The 21694-nt window shown below is 59.1% G+C and carries 18 protein-coding genes and 5 pseudogenes; 12 read left to right on the top strand and 11 right to left on the bottom strand.

Features of this window, described 5'->3' with window-relative positions:
- Positions 1 to 97 precede the first annotated feature (97 nt).
- Positions 98 to 406 (top strand): annotated as a pseudogene (locus tag QEO92_RS14765) (MobA/MobL family protein); the annotation flags it as partial.
- Here QEO92_RS14765 and QEO92_RS14760 read toward each other — a convergent pair.
- The 3 genes and pseudogenes from QEO92_RS14760 to QEO92_RS33245 form a co-directional block, all read right to left on the bottom strand.
- A pseudogene (locus QEO92_RS14760) lies at positions 392 to 616 on the bottom strand (type I secretion system permease/ATPase); the annotation flags it as partial. The pseudogenes QEO92_RS14765 and QEO92_RS14760 overlap by 15 nt on opposite strands.
- 35 nt (positions 617 to 651) lie before the next feature.
- Complete coding sequence (locus QEO92_RS14755) at positions 652 to 990, bottom strand: hypothetical protein (RefSeq protein ID WP_227703544.1); 339 nt, start codon at positions 988 to 990, stop codon at positions 652 to 654.
- A 4-nt stretch (positions 991 to 994) separates the two neighbouring features.
- Positions 995 to 1449: pseudogene (locus tag QEO92_RS33245) on the bottom strand (lipid II-degrading bacteriocin).
- Between the two features lie 1182 nt (positions 1450 to 2631).
- On the opposite strand from QEO92_RS33245, the gene QEO92_RS14740 reads away from it, so the two are divergent.
- The 5 genes from QEO92_RS14740 (at position 2632) to QEO92_RS14720 (ending at position 5760) form a co-directional block, all read left to right on the top strand.
- Positions 2632 to 2847: a helix-turn-helix transcriptional regulator gene (locus tag QEO92_RS14740; RefSeq protein WP_227703543.1), complete on the top strand. Its 216-nt coding sequence runs from the start codon at positions 2632 to 2634 to the stop codon at positions 2845 to 2847.
- A gap of 102 nt (positions 2848 to 2949) precedes the next feature.
- The gene (locus QEO92_RS14735; protein ID WP_265105695.1) at positions 2950 to 3078 is read left to right on the top strand and encodes a hypothetical protein; all 129 of its coding nucleotides are present in this window, start codon (positions 2950 to 2952) and stop codon (positions 3076 to 3078) included.
- Between the two features lie 55 nt (positions 3079 to 3133).
- Positions 3134 to 3553, top strand: a complete 420-nt coding sequence (locus tag QEO92_RS14730; protein ID WP_037155631.1) for a putative toxin-antitoxin system toxin component, PIN family — start codon at positions 3134 to 3136, stop codon at positions 3551 to 3553.
- Entirely contained in the window at positions 3550 to 3804 is a 255-nt protein-coding gene (locus tag QEO92_RS14725; RefSeq protein WP_037155628.1) for a toxin-antitoxin system HicB family antitoxin, read from the top strand. Before QEO92_RS14730 ends, QEO92_RS14725 begins: the two co-directional genes overlap by 4 nt.
- Before the next feature lie 261 nt (positions 3805 to 4065).
- Positions 4066 to 5760, top strand: a complete 1695-nt coding sequence (locus QEO92_RS14720) for a recombinase family protein (protein WP_227703542.1) — start codon at positions 4066 to 4068, stop codon at positions 5758 to 5760.
- Between the two features lie 404 nt (positions 5761 to 6164).
- On the opposite strand, the gene QEO92_RS14715 is transcribed toward QEO92_RS14720, so the two are convergent.
- Positions 6165 to 6545, bottom strand: a complete 381-nt coding sequence (locus QEO92_RS14715) for a helix-turn-helix domain-containing protein (RefSeq protein ID WP_037155623.1) — start codon at positions 6543 to 6545, stop codon at positions 6165 to 6167.
- Positions 6535 to 6858 (bottom strand): type II toxin-antitoxin system HigB family toxin, encoded by a 324-nt coding sequence (locus QEO92_RS14710; protein WP_037155621.1) that lies wholly within the window; start codon positions 6856 to 6858, stop codon positions 6535 to 6537. Before QEO92_RS14710 ends, QEO92_RS14715 begins: the two co-directional genes overlap by 11 nt.
- Positions 6859 to 6947: 89 nt before the next feature.
- On the opposite strand from QEO92_RS14710, the pseudogene QEO92_RS14705 reads away from it, so the two are divergent.
- Both QEO92_RS14705 and QEO92_RS14700 read left to right on the top strand, forming a co-directional pair.
- Positions 6948 to 7142, top strand: a pseudogene (locus tag QEO92_RS14705) (hypothetical protein); the annotation flags it as partial.
- Between the two features lie 56 nt (positions 7143 to 7198).
- Complete coding sequence (locus QEO92_RS14700) at positions 7199 to 7672, top strand: ATP-binding domain-containing protein (RefSeq protein WP_161784787.1); 474 nt, start codon at positions 7199 to 7201, stop codon at positions 7670 to 7672.
- Positions 7673 to 7845: 173 nt separating this feature from the next.
- Here the strand turns inward: QEO92_RS14700 and QEO92_RS14695 are convergent, their stop codons facing one another.
- Positions 7846 to 8790, bottom strand: a complete 945-nt coding sequence (locus QEO92_RS14695; protein WP_280107442.1) for a Fic family protein — start codon at positions 8788 to 8790, stop codon at positions 7846 to 7848.
- Positions 8791 to 9157: 367 nt separating this feature from the next.
- Here QEO92_RS14695 and QEO92_RS14690 point away from each other — a divergent pair.
- The 4 genes and pseudogenes from QEO92_RS14690 to QEO92_RS14675 all read left to right on the top strand — a co-directional run.
- A pseudogene (locus QEO92_RS14690) lies at positions 9158 to 9953 on the top strand (ISAs1 family transposase); the annotation flags it as partial.
- 497 nt (positions 9954 to 10450) lie between these two features.
- Positions 10451 to 11278, top strand: a complete 828-nt coding sequence (locus QEO92_RS14685) for a hypothetical protein (protein ID WP_037155677.1) — start codon at positions 10451 to 10453, stop codon at positions 11276 to 11278.
- Positions 11275 to 11916, top strand: coding sequence for an RES family NAD+ phosphorylase (locus QEO92_RS14680; protein ID WP_037155616.1), 642 nt, complete (start codon positions 11275 to 11277; stop codon positions 11914 to 11916). Before QEO92_RS14685 ends, QEO92_RS14680 begins: the two co-directional genes overlap by 4 nt.
- A 342-nt stretch (positions 11917 to 12258) precedes the next feature.
- On the top strand, positions 12259 to 13794 hold the full coding sequence (locus tag QEO92_RS14675; RefSeq protein ID WP_081952929.1) for a tannase/feruloyl esterase family alpha/beta hydrolase: 1536 nt from the start codon (positions 12259 to 12261) through the stop codon (positions 13792 to 13794).
- A gap of 1090 nt (positions 13795 to 14884) precedes the next feature.
- Here the strand turns inward: QEO92_RS14675 and acnA are convergent.
- From acnA to rocD, 5 genes are read right to left on the bottom strand one after another with little or no spacing between them, the layout of a single operon-like run.
- On the bottom strand, positions 14885 to 17497 hold the full coding sequence (acnA, locus tag QEO92_RS14670) for an aconitate hydratase AcnA (protein WP_227703541.1): 2613 nt from the start codon (positions 17495 to 17497) through the stop codon (positions 14885 to 14887).
- 31 nt (positions 17498 to 17528) lie between these two features.
- Positions 17529 to 18848 carry an omega-aminotransferase AptA gene (aptA, locus tag QEO92_RS14665; protein WP_210057941.1) on the bottom strand — a complete coding sequence of 440 codons (1320 nt, stop codon included), beginning with the start codon at positions 18846 to 18848 and terminating at the stop codon, positions 17529 to 17531.
- A gap of 22 nt (positions 18849 to 18870) precedes the next feature.
- On the bottom strand, positions 18871 to 19014 hold the full coding sequence (locus QEO92_RS14660; protein ID WP_210057797.1) for a hypothetical protein: 144 nt from the start codon (positions 19012 to 19014) through the stop codon (positions 18871 to 18873).
- Complete coding sequence (locus QEO92_RS14655) at positions 19011 to 20450, bottom strand: M20 family metallopeptidase (protein ID WP_227703540.1); 1440 nt, start codon at positions 20448 to 20450, stop codon at positions 19011 to 19013. Before QEO92_RS14655 ends, QEO92_RS14660 begins: the two co-directional genes overlap by 4 nt.
- An 18-nt stretch (positions 20451 to 20468) precedes the next feature.
- Entirely contained in the window at positions 20469 to 21674 is a 1206-nt protein-coding gene (gene rocD / locus QEO92_RS14650) for an ornithine--oxo-acid transaminase (RefSeq protein WP_265105694.1), read from the bottom strand.
- Between the last annotated feature and the right edge of the window lie 20 nt (positions 21675 to 21694).

Raw genomic sequence — 21694 nt, 5'->3', positions numbered from 1 at the left:
TATGGCACGCGCCGGTCCCGCCCGAGATTTTTTCGAGGGAGGGCGCGCTTATACGTCGTGCCGATGTGCGCTTTTCCGTGCTGATGTTCAGATCGCTATGGCGATCTATCATCTTCACGTCAAGGTCATTGGCCGCAAGGCAGGCTCCAGCGCGGTGGCGTCCGCCGCCTACCGCTCGGCGTCACGGCTGCGCGACGATCGCATTGACCGCGTTCAGGACTTTTCCGCCAAACGCGGCGTCGTCCATTCCGAGGTCATGCTGCCGGAACACGCGCCGGAACAATGGGGCGACCGCGAACGGCTCTGGAACGATGTCGAAGCCTTCGAGGTTCGCAAGGATGCCCAGCTTGCCCGCGAGGTGGAGTTCGCCATTCCGCGTGAACTGTCACAGGCGCAGGGCATCGAGCACGGACTGGAACGCATAAAGCCCCACAGCAAGCACGGCGAGGCCCGCCAGCGTCGGGACGCTGCCGCTTGCCAGGACCCTGTCGTAGACCGGCAGCATGAACAGCGGCGAGGTCAGCGCGAGCGCGTTGACAACGCCGCTGATCAATGAAATTCCCAAAATCGTGGAAGTCAGAGGAAAGGACTTCAAAAGAGGACAGCCTCTCCACATGCGGAAGTTACCGGTTTTCTATGCCGCTTTCGGTCTTATTTTGGCTTGAACCATTGATCACGCGACAGTTCTACCCCGCCATCACAATCAAGCAAGGCGAAGAAACGCTTCACCCGCTTTCCGTCATTCACCAGATAAAACGGTACTGACCAAAGCGCGGCGGCATCGCTGTAACTTGCGCGCTGTAGTAAGATTTCCAGACTATCCGCTGCCAGAATACGTGACAGCGAGGGCCTCGCCGTATAGCTCTTTATCCGCTGTTCTAACTCCCCTTGCGATAGACTGCTGCATTGAGGTTCGGCAGCCGCAAGTTCAGCCGAAAGTGCTCCTTGTGCCGGAGCTGCGAATAACATTACGACGACAATTGCCCTCATTGCTTCACGCCCCGATATCGCTGTGCCACTCGACGGGGATGGAACCTTGAATGTCGATATAATAAGCGGAGCCGGGAAGCATCTCCATCACATTAGTAAATGTTTCCTCCCACCAGTCTCGATGTGTGCTCGGGTTGAAGTCGTAGATATCGTTATAGGCAGTTACATTGCCCTCAAAGTCCCAACTGCCGTCAGCATAGCGTGTGAGTCGCCTTCGAGTTTCAACGAAATGTTTCCGAGATACGCGCCGGAGATGAAGGACGAGTCGGCCGTGTCGTAGCCGAATTGCTCAACTGTAACGCTCTTGGTGCCGATAAAACTGGTGTCCGCAGCCAGCATTTCCAGAGGACGATAACCTTCGACAACAACATCGTTCGGAGTAAGGCTGAGGCCGACACCATGTATCGATACATTCATCTCCTCGCCATCACCAAAGAGATAATGAGACAGCGCGGCCATCGGTGTCGCATAGTTGCCATCGAAGGTATTGTCATATGAATCATAGGTTGTCGGCATGGTCTCAGGGGGCATGTCATTATCTGCCATTGCCTGGGGCAGATCTGCAATTGTCTCTCCAGCCTCCAATATGTGCTCATAGTAAGCGTAACCATACATGGTTTCCTTAAACGCAGAGAGATCATCAACAGCCAATTGATCCAGCAGGATGCCAAACATAACATAACCTTCAATGGACTGAAAAAGCTCAACTGCTCTATTCATCCAGTATATTTTGTAGGACTCGATCGCGAGATCAATCATATATTGCGTATGAGCCCAGTCATCGCCATAATCCTGCAAGGAAAATGAAGGAAATTGGGTATAATAACTGTTAGTTATGTCTGGATTTCGAATAATTATCGGCTCAAGAACTGTTTACATTGTGTCCTCACAAGGGTTGCTTATTCATGTAAGTCCAAGAAATACGCTTATAATTCCGTTGAAGTTCTGTTTTTTTCGCAAAACACCTAAGTATTTTTGAAAAATATTAATGTTAATCGAGATTAATTCAATTATACGCAATGAAATACGGGTATAAATAAAAAAACGCCGTGATGCTCGATCCGTGGGCCTAACAATGGGAAATTTAAGTTTCGCGATATTTTCGAACACATCATCCCCATTAAGATGAGTGGTAATCTCATAATTTCAGAAGCGCAAGGCTGGGTTGAATCCCGTCGTCTGTAATTTCTTTTTATCTAATGGCTGGTCGAAGCGCTGCAATTCAAAGGCTTACGGTCACTCTCCCCGAGAGGGTCGTCTTGCGGAGGCAAAGCGGCGCTACCTTCACTTTTGCGTTATAGACGGCCCGCGCGAGTGACCTCAGTCCTGATTCTCCTCCAAATTTGGTGAGATCCGCCGCAAGCTTGCCCGCGATCCATAGCCGGAATCCATCCTTGCCAACCGCAACCGCGAGCTTTGCATCGCATCCGAAGCAGGCCGTAGACTCGGCCTTGAATCTGCCTTCCATCACGGTATCGATCTTGGGTGCGGGGCTGGAATATCGAACCCCAGGTTTTTCCTTTTTACCGCCCTTTGCGCGCCACAGTACGACGACGGCTAAATACCTCTTGCAAAACAATAAATTCTTGTTCTGTCTGGATTAGGGGCGGCCACGAAGAACCAGCAGGAGGCAGCGCCGCCATGCTCATGCCAGACCGTATCATCCGCCTGAACACCGTGCTTTCCCGCACAGGCCTTTCCCGCTCCACGATCTACCGCAAGATCGCCGAGGGCACGTTTCCCGCGCAGATCAGGATCCGCGTCAACGGTGCGGGATGGCGGGAATCCGACATCAATCGCTGGGTCGCATACCCCGTCGCATGGCGGCCGGAGGGAGAGCGCAGCGATGGTCGATGACGGAAAGCTCAATAACGGAGAAGGTCCGGCGAATGACAACCGCCCGCCCGATGGACAGGAGAGCGGAGGCAAAGCCGATGCTTCCGAGCGGCGGATGCGGTTGTGCTGTCTATCGCCCGACTGGTCGGCAGGCAGATGGCACGGGAGGATTTTGCAGCCCGTACTGCCGCCAACGATAACCGGGCCGCAAACGCTGACCGCCCGGAAAGCGCCGAGGATGACGAGGGATGACGGCAAGTGCCAATCAAGATTTGACATCTTATGGGATGTCTATAAATTATCTCCCATGAGGCTGGTTCTTGACACCAATGTAATCGTGTCCGCGTTCCGCAGCCGCAACGGCGCGAGCAACCTGCTTCTGCGTTTCGCAGACAAGGGCTTGGTGACGCCGCTTTGCTCGACGGCGCTGTTTCTGGAATATGAGGCGGTGCTGAGCCGGGAGGAAACCCGGCAGGCAACCGGCCATAGTCTTGAGGACGTCGCTTCGGTGATGAGCGCGCTTGCCGCCATTGCCGAAGGCGTCGATATTTCGTTTCGGACGCGGCCGATGCTCTCCGATGTCGCGGACGAAATGGTGCTGGAAGCCGCGTTGAACGGACAGGCCGAGGCCATCGTGACGCATAACGTCAGGGATTTCCGTCCGGCGCTCGGGCTGGGCGTGACTGTGATTACACCGGGAGAGATCGTCAGGAGATTGAACACATGACGCAGACCCAACGCTACAAATATCCGCTGCAACTGCCGCAGTCGCTCAAGGAAACGGCGGCACGTCTGGCGCAGGAGGACGGCGTATCGCTCAATCAGTGGATCATCTCTGCCGTTGCGCAGAAGATCGGGGCTGTGGAGACGGCCAGCGAATTCCTGAAAGCGCGTGCAGGTACGACGAAGCGCGGTGCGCTGACAGGCTTGCTGGACAAAGCACCGGATGTGCCGCCGCTGAAGGAAGACACCATTTGATGCAATGCATCGGACCTGAACGGGTGCGATGAAAACCTTTTTTGGCTTGCAGCGATTGGGCCGGAACGAAACCGCCCCCTCAAGGCCACGCCGCGTTCCGCGGTGGTGCTGCGCACCAGCCTTGACCGGGCAGTTTCCTCCCGGCGTGGGCTTCTGAAGCAGGAAAGGCGGGGCGTGCGCTGGCAGGCAGCGCCAGCCATGACGCTCCGGCGCAAATGTCGGCAGCCGCAGCCCATTGCTGAATGAAGGAGAAGCTTGAACATGACCCGCGCAGCCCTTTATGCCCGCTATTCGTCCGACAGCCAGAGCGAGGCGTCGATTGAGGACCAGTTCCGGCTTTGCCGGGAACATGCGGGCCGGGAACGGTGGGAGATCGTCGGTTCCTATGAGGACGCGGCGATATCCGGTTCCAGCACAATCCTCCGTTCCGGCATCCAGCGGCTTGTGCGGGACGCGCAGCGCGGCGAGTTTAAGATATTGCTGGCCGAGGCTCTGGACCGCATCAGCCGCGATCAGGCGGATGTGGCGACTCTCTACAAGCATCTGAAGTTCGCAGGCGTCACCATCGTCACCTTGGCCGAGGGAGAAATCTCCGAACTGCATGTCGGCCTGAAAGGCACGATGAATGCCTTGTTCCTGAAAGACCTTGCCATGAAGACCCATCGCGGTCTTCGGGGCAGGGTGGAGAAGGGCAAGGCAGGCGGTGGGCTTTGCTACGGCTATCGTGTCGTGAAGAAATTCGATGCCAACGGCGAACCTCTCCGGGGTGATCGCGAGATCATTCCCGAAGAAGCCACCATCATCCGCCGCATCTTCCGGGAATTTGCATCGGGCAAAAGCCCCAAGGCGATTGCCGTCGATCTGAACCGGGAAGGCGTTCCCGGCCCGCTTGGCCGCGCATGGGGCGATACCAGCATCCGCGGCCATGTCTCGCGTGGCACCGGCATCGTCAACAACGAGCTATATGCCGGCGTCCTTGTCTGGAACCGCTTGCGCTTCGTGAAAGACCCGTCCACCGGCAAGCGCGTGTCGCGCATCAATCCGGAAAGCCAGTGGATCAGGACGGAGGTTCCGCACCTACGCATCGTGGACGATGAACTGTGGAACGCCGCTCGCGCACGGCAGAAACAGATATCGGAAATCTTCGGCCCCAATCCCGCCAACACGCTAGAGGGGCGCATGAAGCGTGTGCATCTGGCGAACAGACCCGTTCATCTGCTTTCCGGTCTTCTCACCTGCGGGCGCTGCGGCGGCAAGGTCGGCATCATCACACCGAACCGTTATGCCTGCCTCAACCATCACCGGCGCGGCACCTGCGACAATGGCAGGTCGATCACCCGTGACAAGATCGAGGCCCGCGTGCTGACCGGCCTGAAAGAGCGGCTGGTGTCGTCGGAAGCGGTTGCAGAAGCCGTCCGCGCCTATGCGGAGGAAATGAACCGGCTGAACCGTGACCGGCGTGCACAGGCCGCCACGGACCAGAAGGTGCTTGCGAAGATCGAGAAGGCGATTGCGGGCATTATCGCGGCTATCGAGGACGGTATGTACCAGCCGAGCATGAAAGCGCGCATGGATGACCTTGAACGGCAGAAGGCGGAAATCGTCGCCCGCCTTGCGCAAGCGCCCGCGGACATGCCCGACATTCACCCGAACCTCGCCGACCTCTATCGCCGCCGCGTCGAGCGCCTGTCCGAAGTCCTCAGCGACCCGGACGGCGGCAGGCAGGCGGCGGAGGCGCTGCGTAGCCTCATCGGGGAAATTGTCCTTACCCCCGGAGCCAAGCGTGGCGAGGTTCATGCCACCCTATGCGGCGAGTTGTTCGGCATTCTCGACTTCGCCAAGGCCGAAGAAACCAGCAGGCCAGCAGGATTTATGCCAGCAGTTGAAGCCAGCCCCGCAACCACTGATACCGACACTCCCGTAGCCATTGCTGCGGGAGTTGTTGTTGTGCAATAGTTCCAACAGCTTGGCGCTCGATCCAATTCAGGATCGTGCTTAGTTCGCCGTACAACATCGCGTCAATATCGCCTCGCTGTGGGCCGGGACGAAGGACGATCTTTTCAATCAAGGTACGCAAAACCTACGCCGCTTCGGTCCGTTTCTCGGGGCGATTTGGCGCTTCCGTCAGGCGGGCGACCTTGCCGGCATAGATCGCAGATGCGCTGGGCGGCCAGTCAGGGACATCCCGCGGCACATCGTCAAGGAGACTAAATCGTCCGGCGGATTTTGTGAATCCGCCCGACGATTTAGAGCCGGAGATGGCTGCATCCTTGGAGGTCGCGACGATCTGCCACTGTTCTCGCTTTGCCTCTTCGCGCGGACGTAGCGCGCGACGCGGGTCATCGGACAGTTCCTTCCGGTCAGGCCGCCTTGTCGTGGAGGGAGGGGCGGATCAGCACCTCGGCCGAAATACCGAGCGTTGCGTGCAATTGCCGGATCATTTCAATCGACAGGCCGCGTCGCCGATTAAGGATTTCCGAGGTGCGGTTGCGGGTGCCGAAGATCGGCTCGAGATCCTTGCGGGTCAGTCCTTGCTGTTCCATCCGAAATTTGATCGCCTCGATCGGGTCAGGCGGGTCCATCGGATGATGCTTAGCTTCATAGACTTCGATGAGGGTTGCCAGAACATCAAGTCGGTCGCCTTCTCGCGTACCGCTTTTTGCACCCCAAAGCCGTTCCACTTCCGCGAGCGCCGCGTCGTAGTCCGCTTCCGTGCGAATGGGCTTCAGGTCAGTCGCCATGCGTCACCTCTGTCACGTCAATCTTGTCATATGCTCTGTGCGTACCGATCCATTTGATCCAGACGATGCTCTTCTCGAAATCGACCGCCACCACGAGCCGGTAGTCATTTCCCTTTATGTTGAACACAATCCGCTCGGCGCTGACGATGCTCGCCGTGGCATACAGCCTCCTCACGTCGGCGGAACTCGCCCAGCTCGCCTTGCTGACTTCATCGAACCAGGCATCGAGCGCAGACTTGACGGCGGGCTGATCTTTCTGCCCTGCAAGGCTGTCAACGAATACCCGCAGGGTGCGCCGAGCGATAATCCTCATGAACTGACCTTTTATCATGATCCCGATACGGGATCAATGATGATGTGAAAAAATCCCAATCTCAATCGGACAAGAAATACCTGCGGTGGGAAATGCAGGCTATCGTGAACCAGGAAGATGCTGCGCCCGCATTGCAATATTTTGCGGCAGTTGTTCATCAGAGAATGTATTGTCGCATGTGTGGTGCAGCCCCGGATACATTCGAAGGGGGAAACCCTGAAATTGCCTATCACGTCATCCGCAACTCCCAGAATATCGCCAAGCACTATTGGTCCGCGGACCTCAGTCTGACCCAGTCTGGGCCTACAATTTTCAGACCCGCAAAGCCGAACGGGTCGAAGTGTTTGACGGCGAGATCGGCTTTGTCCAAAAGCACAACTTCGACAAGAAGTTTACGCCCCGGCTGAAACGCTTCCAAGTCAAGTTTGAAAGGAAGGATCACCTTGCCGTCGGCTATGGCAGCGAACTCTCCGCAAACGGCAGGTTCGAGAGTGTCGAAGACAATCTGGAGCTGGCGTACGCGATTTCCGTCCACAAAGCGCAGGGCTGCGAGTTTAACCATTCCTATGTGGTGGTGCCTCGTTCGAAGGGCCGATCGCCGTCCTCCGAGCTCCTCTATATGGCGCTCACGCGCGCTCGGCAGCCCTGCACCTTGCTTGTGCAGGGCGATGTCTCGACGCTTTTGTCGGCGCGGCGGCCGGAGAATGCTCAGACCGGGCTGATTTGCGTCAGTGCACTAGTATTGGGAGCACTGGGGGATGACGTCTTCAGATTCTTACCAAGAGCACCGGGCGAGAAAGATCGCATGGTATGACAAGCACTTTCCGGGCCGCATGATCGAGACCTTCGAAGGGCCGCAGCTTAGCCAGGACGCCGCAGGCAACATCGCCAAGCACTTCGCCGCATGAACACCGCACGGTTCCCCTACTGAACTTTGCAAGAAAATCTTTGCGCGCGCGGTCCCTGGGGAGCACAACTGCCGCCTGGTTAGGCGTCTGAGTGATCGCGTTCCGACAGCAGTGCCAGCAGAGCGGGATTGATGTAGAGGTTCTCGCGCCCGACCTTTACTTCTTCCAGCAACCCTTCGGAAACCATCGCCTTGAGGTAGACTGCCGCTGTCTGTCGTTTGGCGACACCAGAGCCCACGAGATCGCCGATCCGGCAATAGGGGTTGACGAAGATCAGTTCGGCCAGTTCACGGGAATAGACCTTGGGCAGGTTCTGACGCATCCGCGCGGCGGTCTGTTCCAGCAGGTCGCGGATCGCGTGGATCCGCGCTGTCGTCCATCGGGCCGTCGCCCTGACGGCCTCCAGCATGAACAGCAGCCATTGCTCCCAGGCCCCCTGCGTGGTGACCTCCAGCAGATACCTGTAGTAGACCGCCTTGTTCTGGATGATGTGCCGGCTGAGATACAGCACCGGGATGTCCAGCACCCCCTTGTCCACCAGATAGAGCAGGTTCAGCACTCTTCCCGTGCGGCCATTGCCGTCGATGAAGGGATGGATAGCCTCGAACTGATAATGCATTATCGCGAGTCGGATCAGCGGGTCGGTATCCTCTGCCTCGTGGATATAACGTTCCCAGTTCGCAAGCTTGGCGCGCAGCAGGTCTTCACCTTCAGGCGGGGTGTAGATCACGGCCCCGGTGGCATCGTTCATCAACGCGGTGCCGGGCGTGTTGCGGATGTCGAGTTCGACACCCTTGATGGTTCTGCAGACCTCGACGGCGATGGTCGTCGAAAGTGGGCGCTGCTGCAGCATTCCGAAACCACGGTTCAAGGCGGTGCGATAGCGCAGCGCCTCCCTGGTCGCCGGGTCCGCCTGACCGCCCGTATCATTGGCGAAGCGGAATAATCGGTCGGTGGTGGTGACGATGTTCTCGATCTCGGAACTCGCTTGGGCTTCGAGCAGCGGGATGGAGTTGATCAGCACCGCCTGGTTGGGGATGATCCGCCCGGAGACCCGCAGCTCCCCGCCAGAGCGGCCCGTGCCTCGATGCAGGCCTTCAGCACGGGTTTGGTCTCTATGTCCTGTGCCGGCGGCAGGGCAGGGAGGTCGTTGAACGGGCGGTCCGGACGAAAGGTCATGTCGATCACCTACTTTCTGATCGACATGCGGGAATGACCTGTCGACGTCATCGACAGGTCGGGATTACGTGTCGATTTTTGTAAAATTTATCGACATGTTATCTGCTGCGCAAGTGGCACGGCATCGAGCCGCAGGGGAATCGCATTTAGAAAAAAATATGGCGGCTTGAATTGAGATGGATTCTTTAGGGAGCTCTGCTTTGGAGCTTTTTATGGTTTCGCTCATTACGATACTTCACGGGATCACTGATCCTCGGACGGGCAATGCACGGCGTCACGATCTTCTGGAGATATTGACGATAGCGCTTGTAGCGTCGATTTGCGGCTGTGACAGCTGCGTTGATTTCGCCGATTTTGCCGAGGATCGGGAGGCTTTGTTTCGGGAATTTCTGATCCTGGAGAATGGTCTTCCGAGCCATGACACGTTTTCGCGGCTGTTCCGGTTGCTTGACCCATCATCCCTATCGTCGGCGTTCGGGCGCTTTCTGGAGGCGTTGGGAGCGGATGGTGCGGGTATCATCGCCATTGACGGCAAGACGTTGCGCCGCTCTTTCGATCGGGCGGCGGCCAAGAGCCCGCTTCATGTCGTGACAGCCTTCGCTGCCGAGGCGCAACTGGTCCTGGGGCAGGCGGCGTTCGGGGTGGGCGAAAACGCGATCATCGCCGCACGGGCGTTGCTGGAGATGATCGACGTCCGGGGAGCGTTGATCACGGCCGATGCCGTCCATTGCAATCGCGACACCGGCCAGACGGTGCTCGATCGCGGTGCCGACTATCTGTTTTCGCTGAAGAACAACAGGCCGACGACCTTGCGAGACGTCGGGGACTACTTTGCCGACCCCGACGCGGATATCGCCGAAACCCTGACCACGACGTATGCCGATCACGGGCGCATCGAAGTTCGCCGGCACTTGTGTCGTGCATGCGGTGGACTGGCTGTTGGCAGGCAAGGCCGATTGCGATCGTCCCGCCATGCCCGGGCTGTCGACCATCGCAAGAGTCGAGGCCGAGGCCATCGGTCTGGAGGGGCGGGTCGAGTGGTTTTATACTGACGGCTACGGCAGCGCCGCTTGCCTCGAATACAGACCGATCAACGCTCCTTTCAGTCCACGCGTGATGGGCAGGATGCCTTCGAATTAGAAGTTCGCTCTAGCCTCGCCACGGCCTTCGTACCGGTTCGTCCGAAAGTCGGTCGATAGCCTAGGCCCGCGGCCGACGTCAGCACGAGGGGACGACGACCAATCTTGTCACTAAGATGCCCAACGACCGGATTTGCAACTGCGCTATGAGCAGCAGTCGATTTTTGCCTCCGGTCTTCACGCGGGTCAGAGGTGTGCGGATCGAGGGCCAAGGACCGAATTGAACCATCCATTCACGCGCAAAGTGGGTGCCATCGGCTCGACCGCGATCAAAAATGCGCAGATCGGGTTGGAACGGGTCTTGTAGTCGACGTGACGTGATATACGTGATATGGATACGTAACTAAACTATCTCATGTGCAGATCATGACCGAAGCGCTCATTTCCCAATTCCTGATGATCGACGGGGTTGTCCCATCACCAGGTGATCGAAAAGTGCCTCGCACCAGGCGGGCGCTCAGGACTGCGCCTATACGCGGGCCGGACGATCAGACGCTCCACGATGCCTTGGTCAGGGCGTTCCGGCAAAGCGTAGAGCAAGCTGTGCCTTCGGGCCTTCCGAGGGAGGGAGCGGCTGGGATCGAGTTCGACAAGCTGGCTGACGCCTTTGCGGATTTCGTGAGCGGCAGGTCCGTGCTCTTGCAGCTCAAGCCGGATCTGGCCGAAGGCGAGCGGAGCGCCGTCAGAAACTTCCTCGAGACGCTGGTGCGCGTGTCGGAGAACCTGGACGAAAGCCGGTTCGAGGCGACGATCAGCAAGCTTGCCGATCTCATGCTGCCCGATGATTTGTCCGTAGCGAGGGGAGCGCTCGCGGCGGACAATCTGGAACTGCGTGACAGGTTCATTTCGGAAGTCCCGCAACTGACAAGCGCGGAGATCGGCGCCAAGGCAGGCTTGCAGACGAAGAACCCCTATGCGACTGCCGCCCGGTGGAAAAAGAATGGCGAGATCTTCTCCGTCCTTCATCGCGGCACCGAATATTATCCAGCCTTCCAGTTCCGCGACGGCCGACCGCATCCGGCGATCAAGAAGGTGCTGAAGGCGCTGCCCGCGCACCTGTCTGGATGGCAGAAGGCGTTCTGGTTCGTGTCGACCAATGGCTGGCTGGGCGACAAGGCGCCGGTCGACGTGCTCGATAACGCCAAGGCCGTAACCGAAGCGGCCGAGCATGAAAGGCAAGAGGTGGTCGGGTGACATCCCCGCTGCCTCTACCGCCCGATCCGTTTCCAACCGTCAACGCCCAAACGCTCTCAGCCGGAACCGTCCTCCATCGCAATCATTTGTCCGCCTTCCGCTCCGCGCAGTTCAATCCCTGCAAGGGACAGCCGACCCGCTTCGCTCCCTTCCTGGACGCGGCTGGCGGCTGTGTCGCAACGCTTTACGCCGCCACCAGCCGACAAGCGGCCGCTTTCGAAACGATCTTCCACGACATCGATCCTGCCGCGAGGTTCAAGACCGTCCGCTTGAATAATGTGGAAGCCAGGACCGCCAGCACGATATCGCCGAAGCGTGATTTACCCCTTGCTGCGCTTTTTGCCCCCGACCTGAAACTCTGGGGGATCGACCGGGGCCAGATCATCGACACGCCCAAATCGAGCTACGCCCGAACCGTCCTTTGGGCAAAGGCGATCCATAAGGCGCGTCCGGATCTCGACGGGATGATCTGGACCTCCAGGCAGTGCGATCCGGAACGATGTCTCGTTCTGTTCGAAGATCGCATTGGCGAGGATGATTTCGAGGTGATCGAGGAGATCGACGTCGGAAAGGACGATGACTTTCTGCTCGAAATGCGCCGCTTCGGGCAGCGCGCCGGCATCACCATCATCGCATAGCTCCAGATCGGACTGATCGCAGTGCCGCGCTCGGCGAACAGGTCCTCGACGTCGCGCAGGTTCAGCGGAGACCGACAAGAGAGCCTACGGCCTGGGCGATAATTTCGTCTGGAAAACGATGGCGTCGGTAACGAGTGGGTGCTCTTCGATCATGTCATCGAATAGCACTTGGCACAGCAAAATCCGTCAAGGCGACGCCGCCCTTGCGCGGCACTGTCTAGGGCATGGCCTGGGCGCTGAAACCAACGTCCTCGCAAGCTTGCAGTTGTCGATTGACAGGAAGCCTGAGATTCGTTCCATTTGTTGTGGGAGAGTGGAGAAGGCAATAGGGAGGAGATAGGCATGAGAACGCTGCTATCTGCAACGGCTTCAGCGCTTTTATTGATGGTGCAACTCGCATACGGGGCGTCCGACCAATCGGCCGGTGCGACGTGCAAAGCCGCAAGAGCCCTCGAGTTGCCGGGGTTTGACGTGAAAGTTGCCGGCACAGACTACGTCAGCGGCAAGGGACCGTCCTATTGTTTGGTGAACGGCTCCTTTGAGCATCGAACGGGAGCCGACGGAAAACCGTACGCTATCGGTTTTTCGATCGCCTTGCCGGATGATTGGTCAGGGCGGTTCCTCGTTCAAGGAGGAGGGGGACTAAACGGTGTGGTGAAGCCGCCCATCGGGGATGTCGCGGCCGGGGCGAACACCGCACTTGCTCGGGGCTTTGCCGTTATTTCGCATGACAGCGGCCATCGAGGAGAGGTGTGGGATGGCTCGTTCAAGGCTGACCAGATTGCGACGCTGAACTTTGCCGGATGGTCGGTCGAAAAGGTTACCGTTCTGGGAAAGGCGATTGTTTCAAACTACTACGGGACAAGCGCGCACCATTCTTATTTTGCCGGCTGCTCAACGGGCGGGAGAGAGGCGATGACCTCCGCGCAGCGCTTCCCCTTGCTGTTTGACGGTATCATTGCCGGGGCCCCCGCCATACGCACCGGACGTTCGAATATGTCCTTGGCCCAAAAGAATGTGGCGATGAACCGGATTTCGCCAGTAGGAACGGATGGGGTGCCTGATCGTTCTGCCGCCTTCAGCGATGCTGATCGGAAGCTCGTTCTAAGCGGAATTTTAAATGCCTGCGATAAGCTGGATGGGATCGAAGACGGCATGATCGCAAATGCCTCTGCCTGCAAATTCGATCCTTCGAGCCTGATATGCGCAAGCGGTACATCAAAGGATTGCCTGAGACCCGAACAGGCCAAGGTCGTTGCCGAGATTTTTTCTCCGACCCTCGACGCGTCAGGGCGAACGGCCTATCCCGCATTTCCCTACGATAGCGGGATTATGAGCACGACTGACGCCATTCCCGGCCTCATGCGCTTCGACGACAAGCGCAACCGCCAATTCGCCAATCATGCCCTCACATTTGATGTCGACGACGCTATTGAGAAGGTGGATGTCGACGATCCGCAGCAACGGCTGATCAATGTAGACCAATGGACCGATCTCAGTTCCTTTGCCTCAAAGGGGAGTAAAATCATCTTCTTCCATGGGATGAGCGATCCATGGTTTTCCGCCAATGACACCATCGACTTCTTCAATCGAATGAAAAAGGCAACGAAGACCAACATACCTGCCGATGATTGGGCAAGGCTCTATCTGGTTCCAGGCATGTCGCATTGCCGGGGAGGTCCAGGCGGGCTCGAAAAGTTCGACATGCTGACGAAACTCGTTGATTGGGTGGAAAATGGAAAGGCTCCACAAAGCGTGGACGCAGGAGGAGCCGCACCTGCCGATCGAACAAGGCCGCTTTGCCCATATCCTTCATATGCGCATTACAAAGGCGAGGGCGACGCGAACAATGCAGCGAGCTTCGAATGCCGCCGATGAGCTGAGGCGCCGCATATGAGTTTGCCACCTTCCGACTAATGCCGTTTATCGCCCCGCGCACGATAACTGCAGCTTCCTGCACCCCCAGCATAGGGGGGGCCTCCCGCCATGCCGCCTGAATGGATATTTACAGTTGCCAAATTGAGTGAAAAGGAGTTGGCTGGAGCCCAGCTCTGTATCGATGATCGTTTTCGCTTCGATGACAGGGCGCTTAAACTCTGCCTGGTCACGCGTCTCAGGGTGCCGACCGAGTGACCGAGACTCGACGAATTTTGAAAGCAACCCTCAATCGGTTCCACTACATGGAGGAGGTCATCTTCGCCGGCGGTGGTCACTGTCGCCTTTCCAGTCATATTTGCCCCTGCGCCCCAGAAAATTGTTAATCGCCTTACCTCTCATAATCCTGTGAAGGAAGGCATTATACGATCATGAACGAGACGATAAACCTGACGGCGGGTGATGCCGAGATATGCAGCGATCGCATCGGCACCCATCAATAAGTCGTCTTGTAGACCTTCGGTTCCGTCAAGGTTATCGAGCATTATAGGGAGGCGCGTTCGGTATAGGGATGGCAGAGGCCATATGGCTGTCATGATTGGCCGGGGGCCGAGTGATGTGGGTTAGCTCTTAGATGGTTGTTGTTGTCTGCCCTCTAGTGCCTCCGGATAGTTGAGCCTGAGACTGAGGGTTGGAGCAAAGCTCTGAGGGGGCGCAGGGGTCGCGGCAGATGACGGCAAGGCGCACTGCCTGTTCGCAGTGAGCGGCGTCGCTAGACATGAACTTTCCTTTCTTGAGAGTTCAGCAGCTCCCCGCCGGAACCGGTGAAGAAAATGCGTTATTACCATTCTTGCGAATATGGTGATGGAAATCCTGATCTGGATGCGAATATCGGCCTGGGCGACCGGGAACTTCCGTTCCGGACGGTGGAACGAGACAGGGACGATCAAACTCCGGTTCGGATCGACTTTCGAAAGAGAGGCAGCCTGGAGGCTCGCGATCCGTCCCCATTGCTGAGGCGAGGGCGATCACCCTCATCCCTGCACCTCGTCTGTCATCGAAGAATGGAAGTCATCGAGACATGCTCATTGGGTCACCTGGACTGCGGCACTTCTGCGTGACACCGCTTGAGGATAAGCGAAAGGATGCCGCCGGCGCGCAAGATCTCAATTTCGGCATTTGTTTCAATCGCCGCGGATGTGTTGAACGTCATCGATGGCTCGTTGGCTCTTTTGACCGTGACCGGTATCTCGCAGCGTGGGGAGACCATGTCGATATCGGCGTGGATTGCCAGGAGATCGTTCGCACGAAGTTCGAGCGTCTGCGGCTTCACATTGGGTGGAAAACGCAGCGGCAGGATGCCCATGCCGATCAGGTTCGAGCGGTGTATGCGCTCGAAGCTTGATGCAAGGACGGCCCGCACGCCAAGAAGTGCCACGCCCTTGGCCGCCCAGTCGCGGGACGAGCCCATCCCGTATCGCTCTCCCGCCACAAGCACGACGGACTTTCCCTCAGCCTTGTAGCGCTGCGCCGCATCCCATAGCGGGAGGACCTTCTCCGACCCGGCATAAACAGTGGAGCCTGGCGCAATGCCTGTTGCCAGAAGGTTACCCACTGTCTTGTTGGTGAAGAGGCCGCGAACCATGACTTCCCAGTTTCCGCGGCGAGATGAAAAGACGTTGAGGTTCTTCGGGTCTTCGCCGCGTTCGATGAGATGCCGCCCTGCCGCGCCGTTTGCCGGGATGGCACCGGCTGGAGAAATATGATCAGTGGTGATGTCGTCGCCGAGAACGAGGATCGGATGCGCTTCATAGGTGCCGAGCCGTATTCCTTCGCCGAAGCTTGCGAATGGAGGGCGCCGGATATAGGTGGAGCCTTCATCCCAAGGAAACAGTGTCGTTCCAGGTGCGGGAAGCTCTTTCCAGGTCCTGCTCGCCTCAGCGGCATCATAGGCGAGCGAAAAATCATTCGCGTCAGACGCGGCCAAAAGAGTTGCGTCGATTTCGCAAGCATCTGGCCAGAGCATCGACAGCGTGACCGCCGTTCCATCGGCGGAAGTGCCGATCGGATCCCGCAGAATGTCGAGCGCGACGGTTCCGGCGAGCGCGAAGGCGACGACCATAGGCGGCGGGGCGAGGAAGGCGGCCTCCAACTGCGGATGCACCCGGCCTGGAAAGTTCCGGTTCCCGGACAGAACCGCCACCGGCAGTATGCCGCGTTCGGTCATGGCCTCGGCAATAGGCTCGGTCAGAGATCCAGAGTTGCCGATACAGGATGTGCAGCCATATCCAACGATGCCGAAGCCAAGGGCTTCTAAGTCTTCCAACAGGCCGGCGCGGGCGAGATACCGCTCGGCGGTCGGGGATCCGGGCGCAAGGGACGTCTTCACCCAAGGCGCTGGCCGGAGCCCCCAGGCGCGTGCCTTGCGGGCGAGGAGACCTGCCGCCACGAGAAGCCGCGGATCGGAGGTGTTCGTGCAGCTGGTGATCGCAGCGATTGCAACGGCGCCGTCATTGGGTGCGCCCTGTTTGGTTGATTTGTCGCAACGCTTCTTCATTCCGCGAATGGCCAAACGCGTCTCGCTGACCGCGATCCTGTCCTGGGGGCGGCGTGGGCCTGCAAGGCTCGGCTCGACACTGCCGAGGTCCAGAGCGAGCGTCGAGGTGTAGCAAGGATCGGTGGAGGGATCGAACCAAAGACCAGCCCGTTTCGCATAACGTTCGACAAACCGTGCGTGACCCTCACCGCGGCCAGTTCTCAGCAGGTAGTCGATCGATTGGCGATCGATCGGAAAATAGCCGCTGTTGGCCCCGAATTCAGGCGCCATGTTGGCGACGACGGCTCGATCGCCGGCTGTCAGATTGGAGACGCCGGGGCCATGGAACTCCACGAACTTGTCCTGAAGGTCGATCTGGCGCAAGAGATGCGTGACGAGGAGCGCCAGATCGGTGGCAAGAACACCTTTCTTCAACGCACCCGTCAGGCGGACGCCGACAACATCAGGCACCCGCAATGTGACCGGCATCCCAAAGAAGACGCTTTCGGCCTCGAGCCCACCCACACCCCAGGCTAACACTCCGATCCCGTTGATCATCGGCGTATGGCTGTCGGTGCCGATCAGCGTGTCGGGAATGGCCCAGAGCCGACCGCCCTGCCGGTGCGATGTCGCGATCGTGGCAAGGCGTTCGAGATTGAGCGTATGCATGATCCCGGTCCCAGGGGGATGGACCCGGAAACCGGTGAGCGTATTCGTTCCCCATTTCATGAAGCTGTAGCGCTCGGCATTGCGCTCGTATTCGCGCTTCATGTTGTGTTTGAGGGCAAAAGGTTCGCCAAAAGCGTCCACCGCGACCGAATGATCGGTAGACACGTCGACCGGCACGACCGGATTGAGCCGCGCCGGATCGCCGCCTGCCTCCGCCAGGCAGGAGCGCATGCCGGCAATGTCGACCAGAGCCGGGCCGCAAGTCGTGTCGTGCATCAGGACGCGGTTTGGCAGAAATGGGATCTCGGCATCGCTGGAGCCCGTCTTTAGCCAACCCATCATGGCCGCCTTGGCCCTCGCAGCGTCGCCTCCGGCCGTCCTCAGCACGTTCTCCAGCAAGATCCTATGGATATAGGGCATGCGCACAAGCGCCTCGCCGACGACCGCCGGCACGTCGATGAAGTCAAAACTTACGCCGTCAATTTCGATGTTCGCGTGCATGCCTTCGGTTCAGCCTCTCGCCGTTTCCGCGCTACAGCGTCTTCAACCCGGCGGCAATCGTCGAGAACACGGTGGCGATTTCCGCTTCTGAAATAACCAAAGGGGGAGACAGCACGATCGTGTTCGCAACGGGGCGTACCAGGACGCCGCGCTCAAAGCAGAAGTCATATACCTTCTTGGCCATCGCCTTGCCGCTTGCGACCTCCTCACCGAGCTCGATGCCTGCAAGCAGGCCAATATTGCGGATGTCGACCACTGCGGGCACGGCTTTAAGCGCATGCGCGTGCTCCTCCCAGACCGGTTCAATCAACGTTGCGTGCTCGAACAGGCCTTCATTGACGTAGACATCGAGCGCTGCAAGCGCCGCCGCCGAAGCCAGCGGATGACCGGAATAGGTATAACCGTGGGAAAATTCCACGGTCCCTTGCGGCGCGGTTTCCATGAGCTTTTGGCAGATCTCGTTTGAACTGATGACCCCGCCCATGGGAACCGCTCCGTTCGTCATGCCCTTGGCGATGGCGATAAGGTCGGGTGTGATGGCGAAACGATCAGCCGCGAATGGCCGCCCCAGCCGGCCGAAACCAGTGACGACCTCATCGAAAATCAGCAAAATACCGTAACGCGTGCAGATTTCCCTCAGCCGTTCGAGATAGCCGAGCGGCGGGACCAGAACCCCGGTCGAGCCGGCGACCGGTTCGACAATGACCGCCGCGACCGTCGACGGATCGTAGGTCTGCAACATCTGTTCGAGCGTGTCGGCGATCTCCGCGCCGTGGCTCGGCTGACCGCGGCTGAAGGCATTGCGGGCAAGGTCGTGTGTATGTGGCATGTGGGCGGCTCCCGGCAGGAGCATGCCGAACTGTTTCTTGTGCGCTCCCATGCCGGCCGCGGAAAGGCCCCCGAAACCGACGCCGTGATAGCCACGCTGACGGCCGATGATTCGCTGCCTTTGTCCCTCGCCGCGCGCATGGTGGTAGGCAAGTGCAAGCTTGAGCGCGGTATCGGTCGCCTCCGACCCGGAATTGGTGAAGAAGACGTGGTCGAGCCCCTCGGGCGCCACGGATGTCAGCCGACTGGCATATTCGAAAGCGAGCGGATGACCGAGACCGAAGGAGGACGCGAAACCAAGCTGTGCTGCCTGTTTTTGAATAGCCTCGACGATCTTCGGGTGTCCATGCCCGGCATTCACGCACCAAAGGCCGGCGATCGCATCCAGCACCCGGTGGCCGTTGTTCATCTGGTAATACATGCCAGACGCGCCGGTGACGATCTGAGGCTTCTTCTTGAAATCCCGGTTCGCCGTGAACGGCATCCAAAAGGCTTCGAGCGAATTGGCATTCAGCTGCTGCATGGGCATGGCTTTCATTCTCGGATCAGGTGACGTCGGTCTTCTGGCGAGCTTTTGCGATCGCGGCCCCGACAACGTGGGGCCAGCGATCCTTGACAAAATACCGCCCGAGGCGCGCATCGGCGTCGCGGGCGAGCTTGTCGCCGCTCGCAGGGATCTGTTTCGTCATTGCCCAGCATCCGGTGTGTCAGGCTCCGGCCGGATAGGCGGCATGACCTCATCGGGAATGGGATTAACGAAGGGATTGCCGTCGAGGCGGTCTTTATGGTCGGCCTTGGCCGCTTCGATGAGTGCGGGATTGCACACGAGCTCGATCGCCGTGGCAGCCATGATTTTTGCCGCATGCGCCATGCCCTTGTGGGCTGCGGGCAGCTTGCCCTGCGCAACGAGTTGCCAGGAATGGCCGGGGGTGCCGATCGCGTAGGTCGCGCCGCGCATCTGCACGGTTGGGACCACCCAGCTGACGCTGCCGACATCGGTCGACCCGACCATCGATCCGTCGCCCGCATAAAGCGGCACGATCAGATCGCAAAGCGGTTCGTCCTTGCCGGGTTTGAGGTCGAAGCGAGCATAGGACGAGGCGATATCGTCCGGCGTGAATGTCGCCTGGAACGTTCGCGCGGTTGCCTTGTCGGTTTCGTCGAAAACGACAGGTCCCAGGCGCTCCAGCTGAGCATGCATGCATTTTTCCAGAGGCTCGTTGCCAATCAGATTGGCGTCCCCCGATATGATCTCCTGCCGCATGGACGTTTCGGTCATCCATGCCGCCCCCTCGGCCACGCGCTTGACGCGCGCTACAAGCGAAAGAAGTTCTGGCAGCGTCCTTGCTCTGACGAGATACCGCACCGTCGCGTTGGCCTGCACAACGTTCGGCGCAGATCCGCCGGTATCGGTGATCGCGTAATGGATACGAGCGCTTGTGGGCATGTGCTCACGCAGAAAATTAACCCCGACATTCATCAGTTCGACCGCGTCGAGCGCGCTTCGCCCGAGATGCGGCGTCGCGGCGGCGTGCGAAGCCCGGCCGGAGAAGTGGAAGTTCATTTCGCTGCAGGCAAGCGAGATCGGATTGTTGACGCCGCTGAAGGCGGCCGGGTGCCAGGAAATGGCGATATCGACATCGTCGAATACACCGGCACGCACCATGAAGCCCTTTGACGACCCGCCTTCCTCCGCCGGGCAGCCGTAATAGCGGACACGTCCCTTCAGACCGTTGGCGGCGAGATAGTCCTTCACGGCGGCGGCCGCGAGCATCGAACCGGCGCCGAGAAGATTGTGGCCGCAGCCGTGCCCGTGCCCGCCGCTCACGAGTGGCCGCTTTTCGGCAACGCCCGCTTCTTGGCTGAGACCGGGCAGCGCGTCGTATTCGCCGAGAATGGCGATGACTGGGCCGCCTTCGCCAGCCTCTCCCATGACGGCAGTCGGAATGCCCGCGACATTGAGCTCGATCCTGAACCCTTCCGCCTCCAGAAGTCGCCGATGTTCGCGAGAGGAGCGGAACTCCTCGTAGTTGATCTCCGGCGTTTCCCAGACGCGGTCGCTGAGTTCAAAAAAGGCGGGGCTCTTTTCGTCGACAATCGTCCAGATGGATTGGTAATTTTGCATTACGTCCTCGTTGCCTGATCAGTTCATGCCGCTTAGAACCGGCGTCAGCCGCTCCAGCGCCCAGTCGACCTGCTCGCGCTCGATGACCAGCGGCGGCGCAAGACGGATGGTGTGGTCGTGGGTCTCCTTGGCAAGGATGCCCGACCGGCGGAGCGCCTCGCAGTAACGGCGGGCGCCGCCAGCTTGCGGATGCAGCTCGACGGCGAGCATCAGGCCGCGCCCGCGCACGTCCCGGATGACGTTGCTGCGGATGTCCTTCAGCCCTTGGAGGAAATAGTCGCCCTGAACGGCGGCGTTCTCGATCATGCCTTCCTCGGTGAGCACCTTCAATGCCGCCCGTGCGACCGCACAGGCCAGCGGATTGCCGCCGAAGGTCGAGCCGTGCTGGCCCGGTTTCAAGGTGCCCAGTACCTCATTGTTGGAAAGCACGGCGGAGACCGGGTAAAAGCCACCTGACAAGGCCTTGCCGACGAGTGTCACGTCCGCCTCGATTGCCTCGTGCTCCTCGGCAAGCAGCTTGCCGGTGCGCCCGAGGCCGGTCTGGATCTCGTCGAGGATCAGCATGACGTTGTTGGCCGTGCAGACCTCGCGGACCTTCGTGAAGTAACCGGCGGGCGGGATCAGCACACCGGCCTCGCCCTGGATCGGCTCGACCAGGAAGGCGATCGTATTTGCGCTGATCGCCTGTTCGAACGCCCCGATATCTCCGAACGGCACGACCCGGAAACCGGGCAGGAACGGGCCGAAGCTCTTGCGCGCCGTCTCGTCCGTGCTGAAGCTGATGATGCCGAGCGTCCGGCCGTGGAAATTGTTGGCGCAGACGACGATCTCCGCCTGGTCCTCCGCGATGCCCTTGACCTCGTATCCCCACTTGCGCACCGATTTGATGGCGGTCTCGACCGCCTCCGCGCCGCTATTCATCGGCAGCACCCGATGCGACTTCGTCAGCGCGGCGAGTTCCTCGTAAAACAGCGCAAGCTGATCGTTGCGAAAGGCGCGGGAGGTCAGCGTCAGCTTGCCAGCCTGCTCGATCATGGCGGCCAGTATCTTCGGATGGCAATGGCCCTGGTTGACGGCGGAATAGGCCGACAGGCAGTCGAGATAGCGGTTTCCGTCGGTATCCCAGACATGGACGCCGGCGCCGCGCGACAGGACCACGTCGAGCGGCTTGTAATTGTTGGCACCAAACCGGGCTTCGATAGCGATCAAGTCTTCCGTTAACATGATGGATTTCTCCTGCCTCG

The sequence above is a fragment of the Neorhizobium petrolearium genome (assembly GCF_029854435.1).
Classification (GTDB): domain Bacteria; phylum Pseudomonadota; class Alphaproteobacteria; order Rhizobiales; family Rhizobiaceae; genus Neorhizobium; species Neorhizobium petrolearium.
Note: the sequence above shows the minus strand (reverse complement) of the source record. Positions and strands in the feature narration are given on the sequence as shown.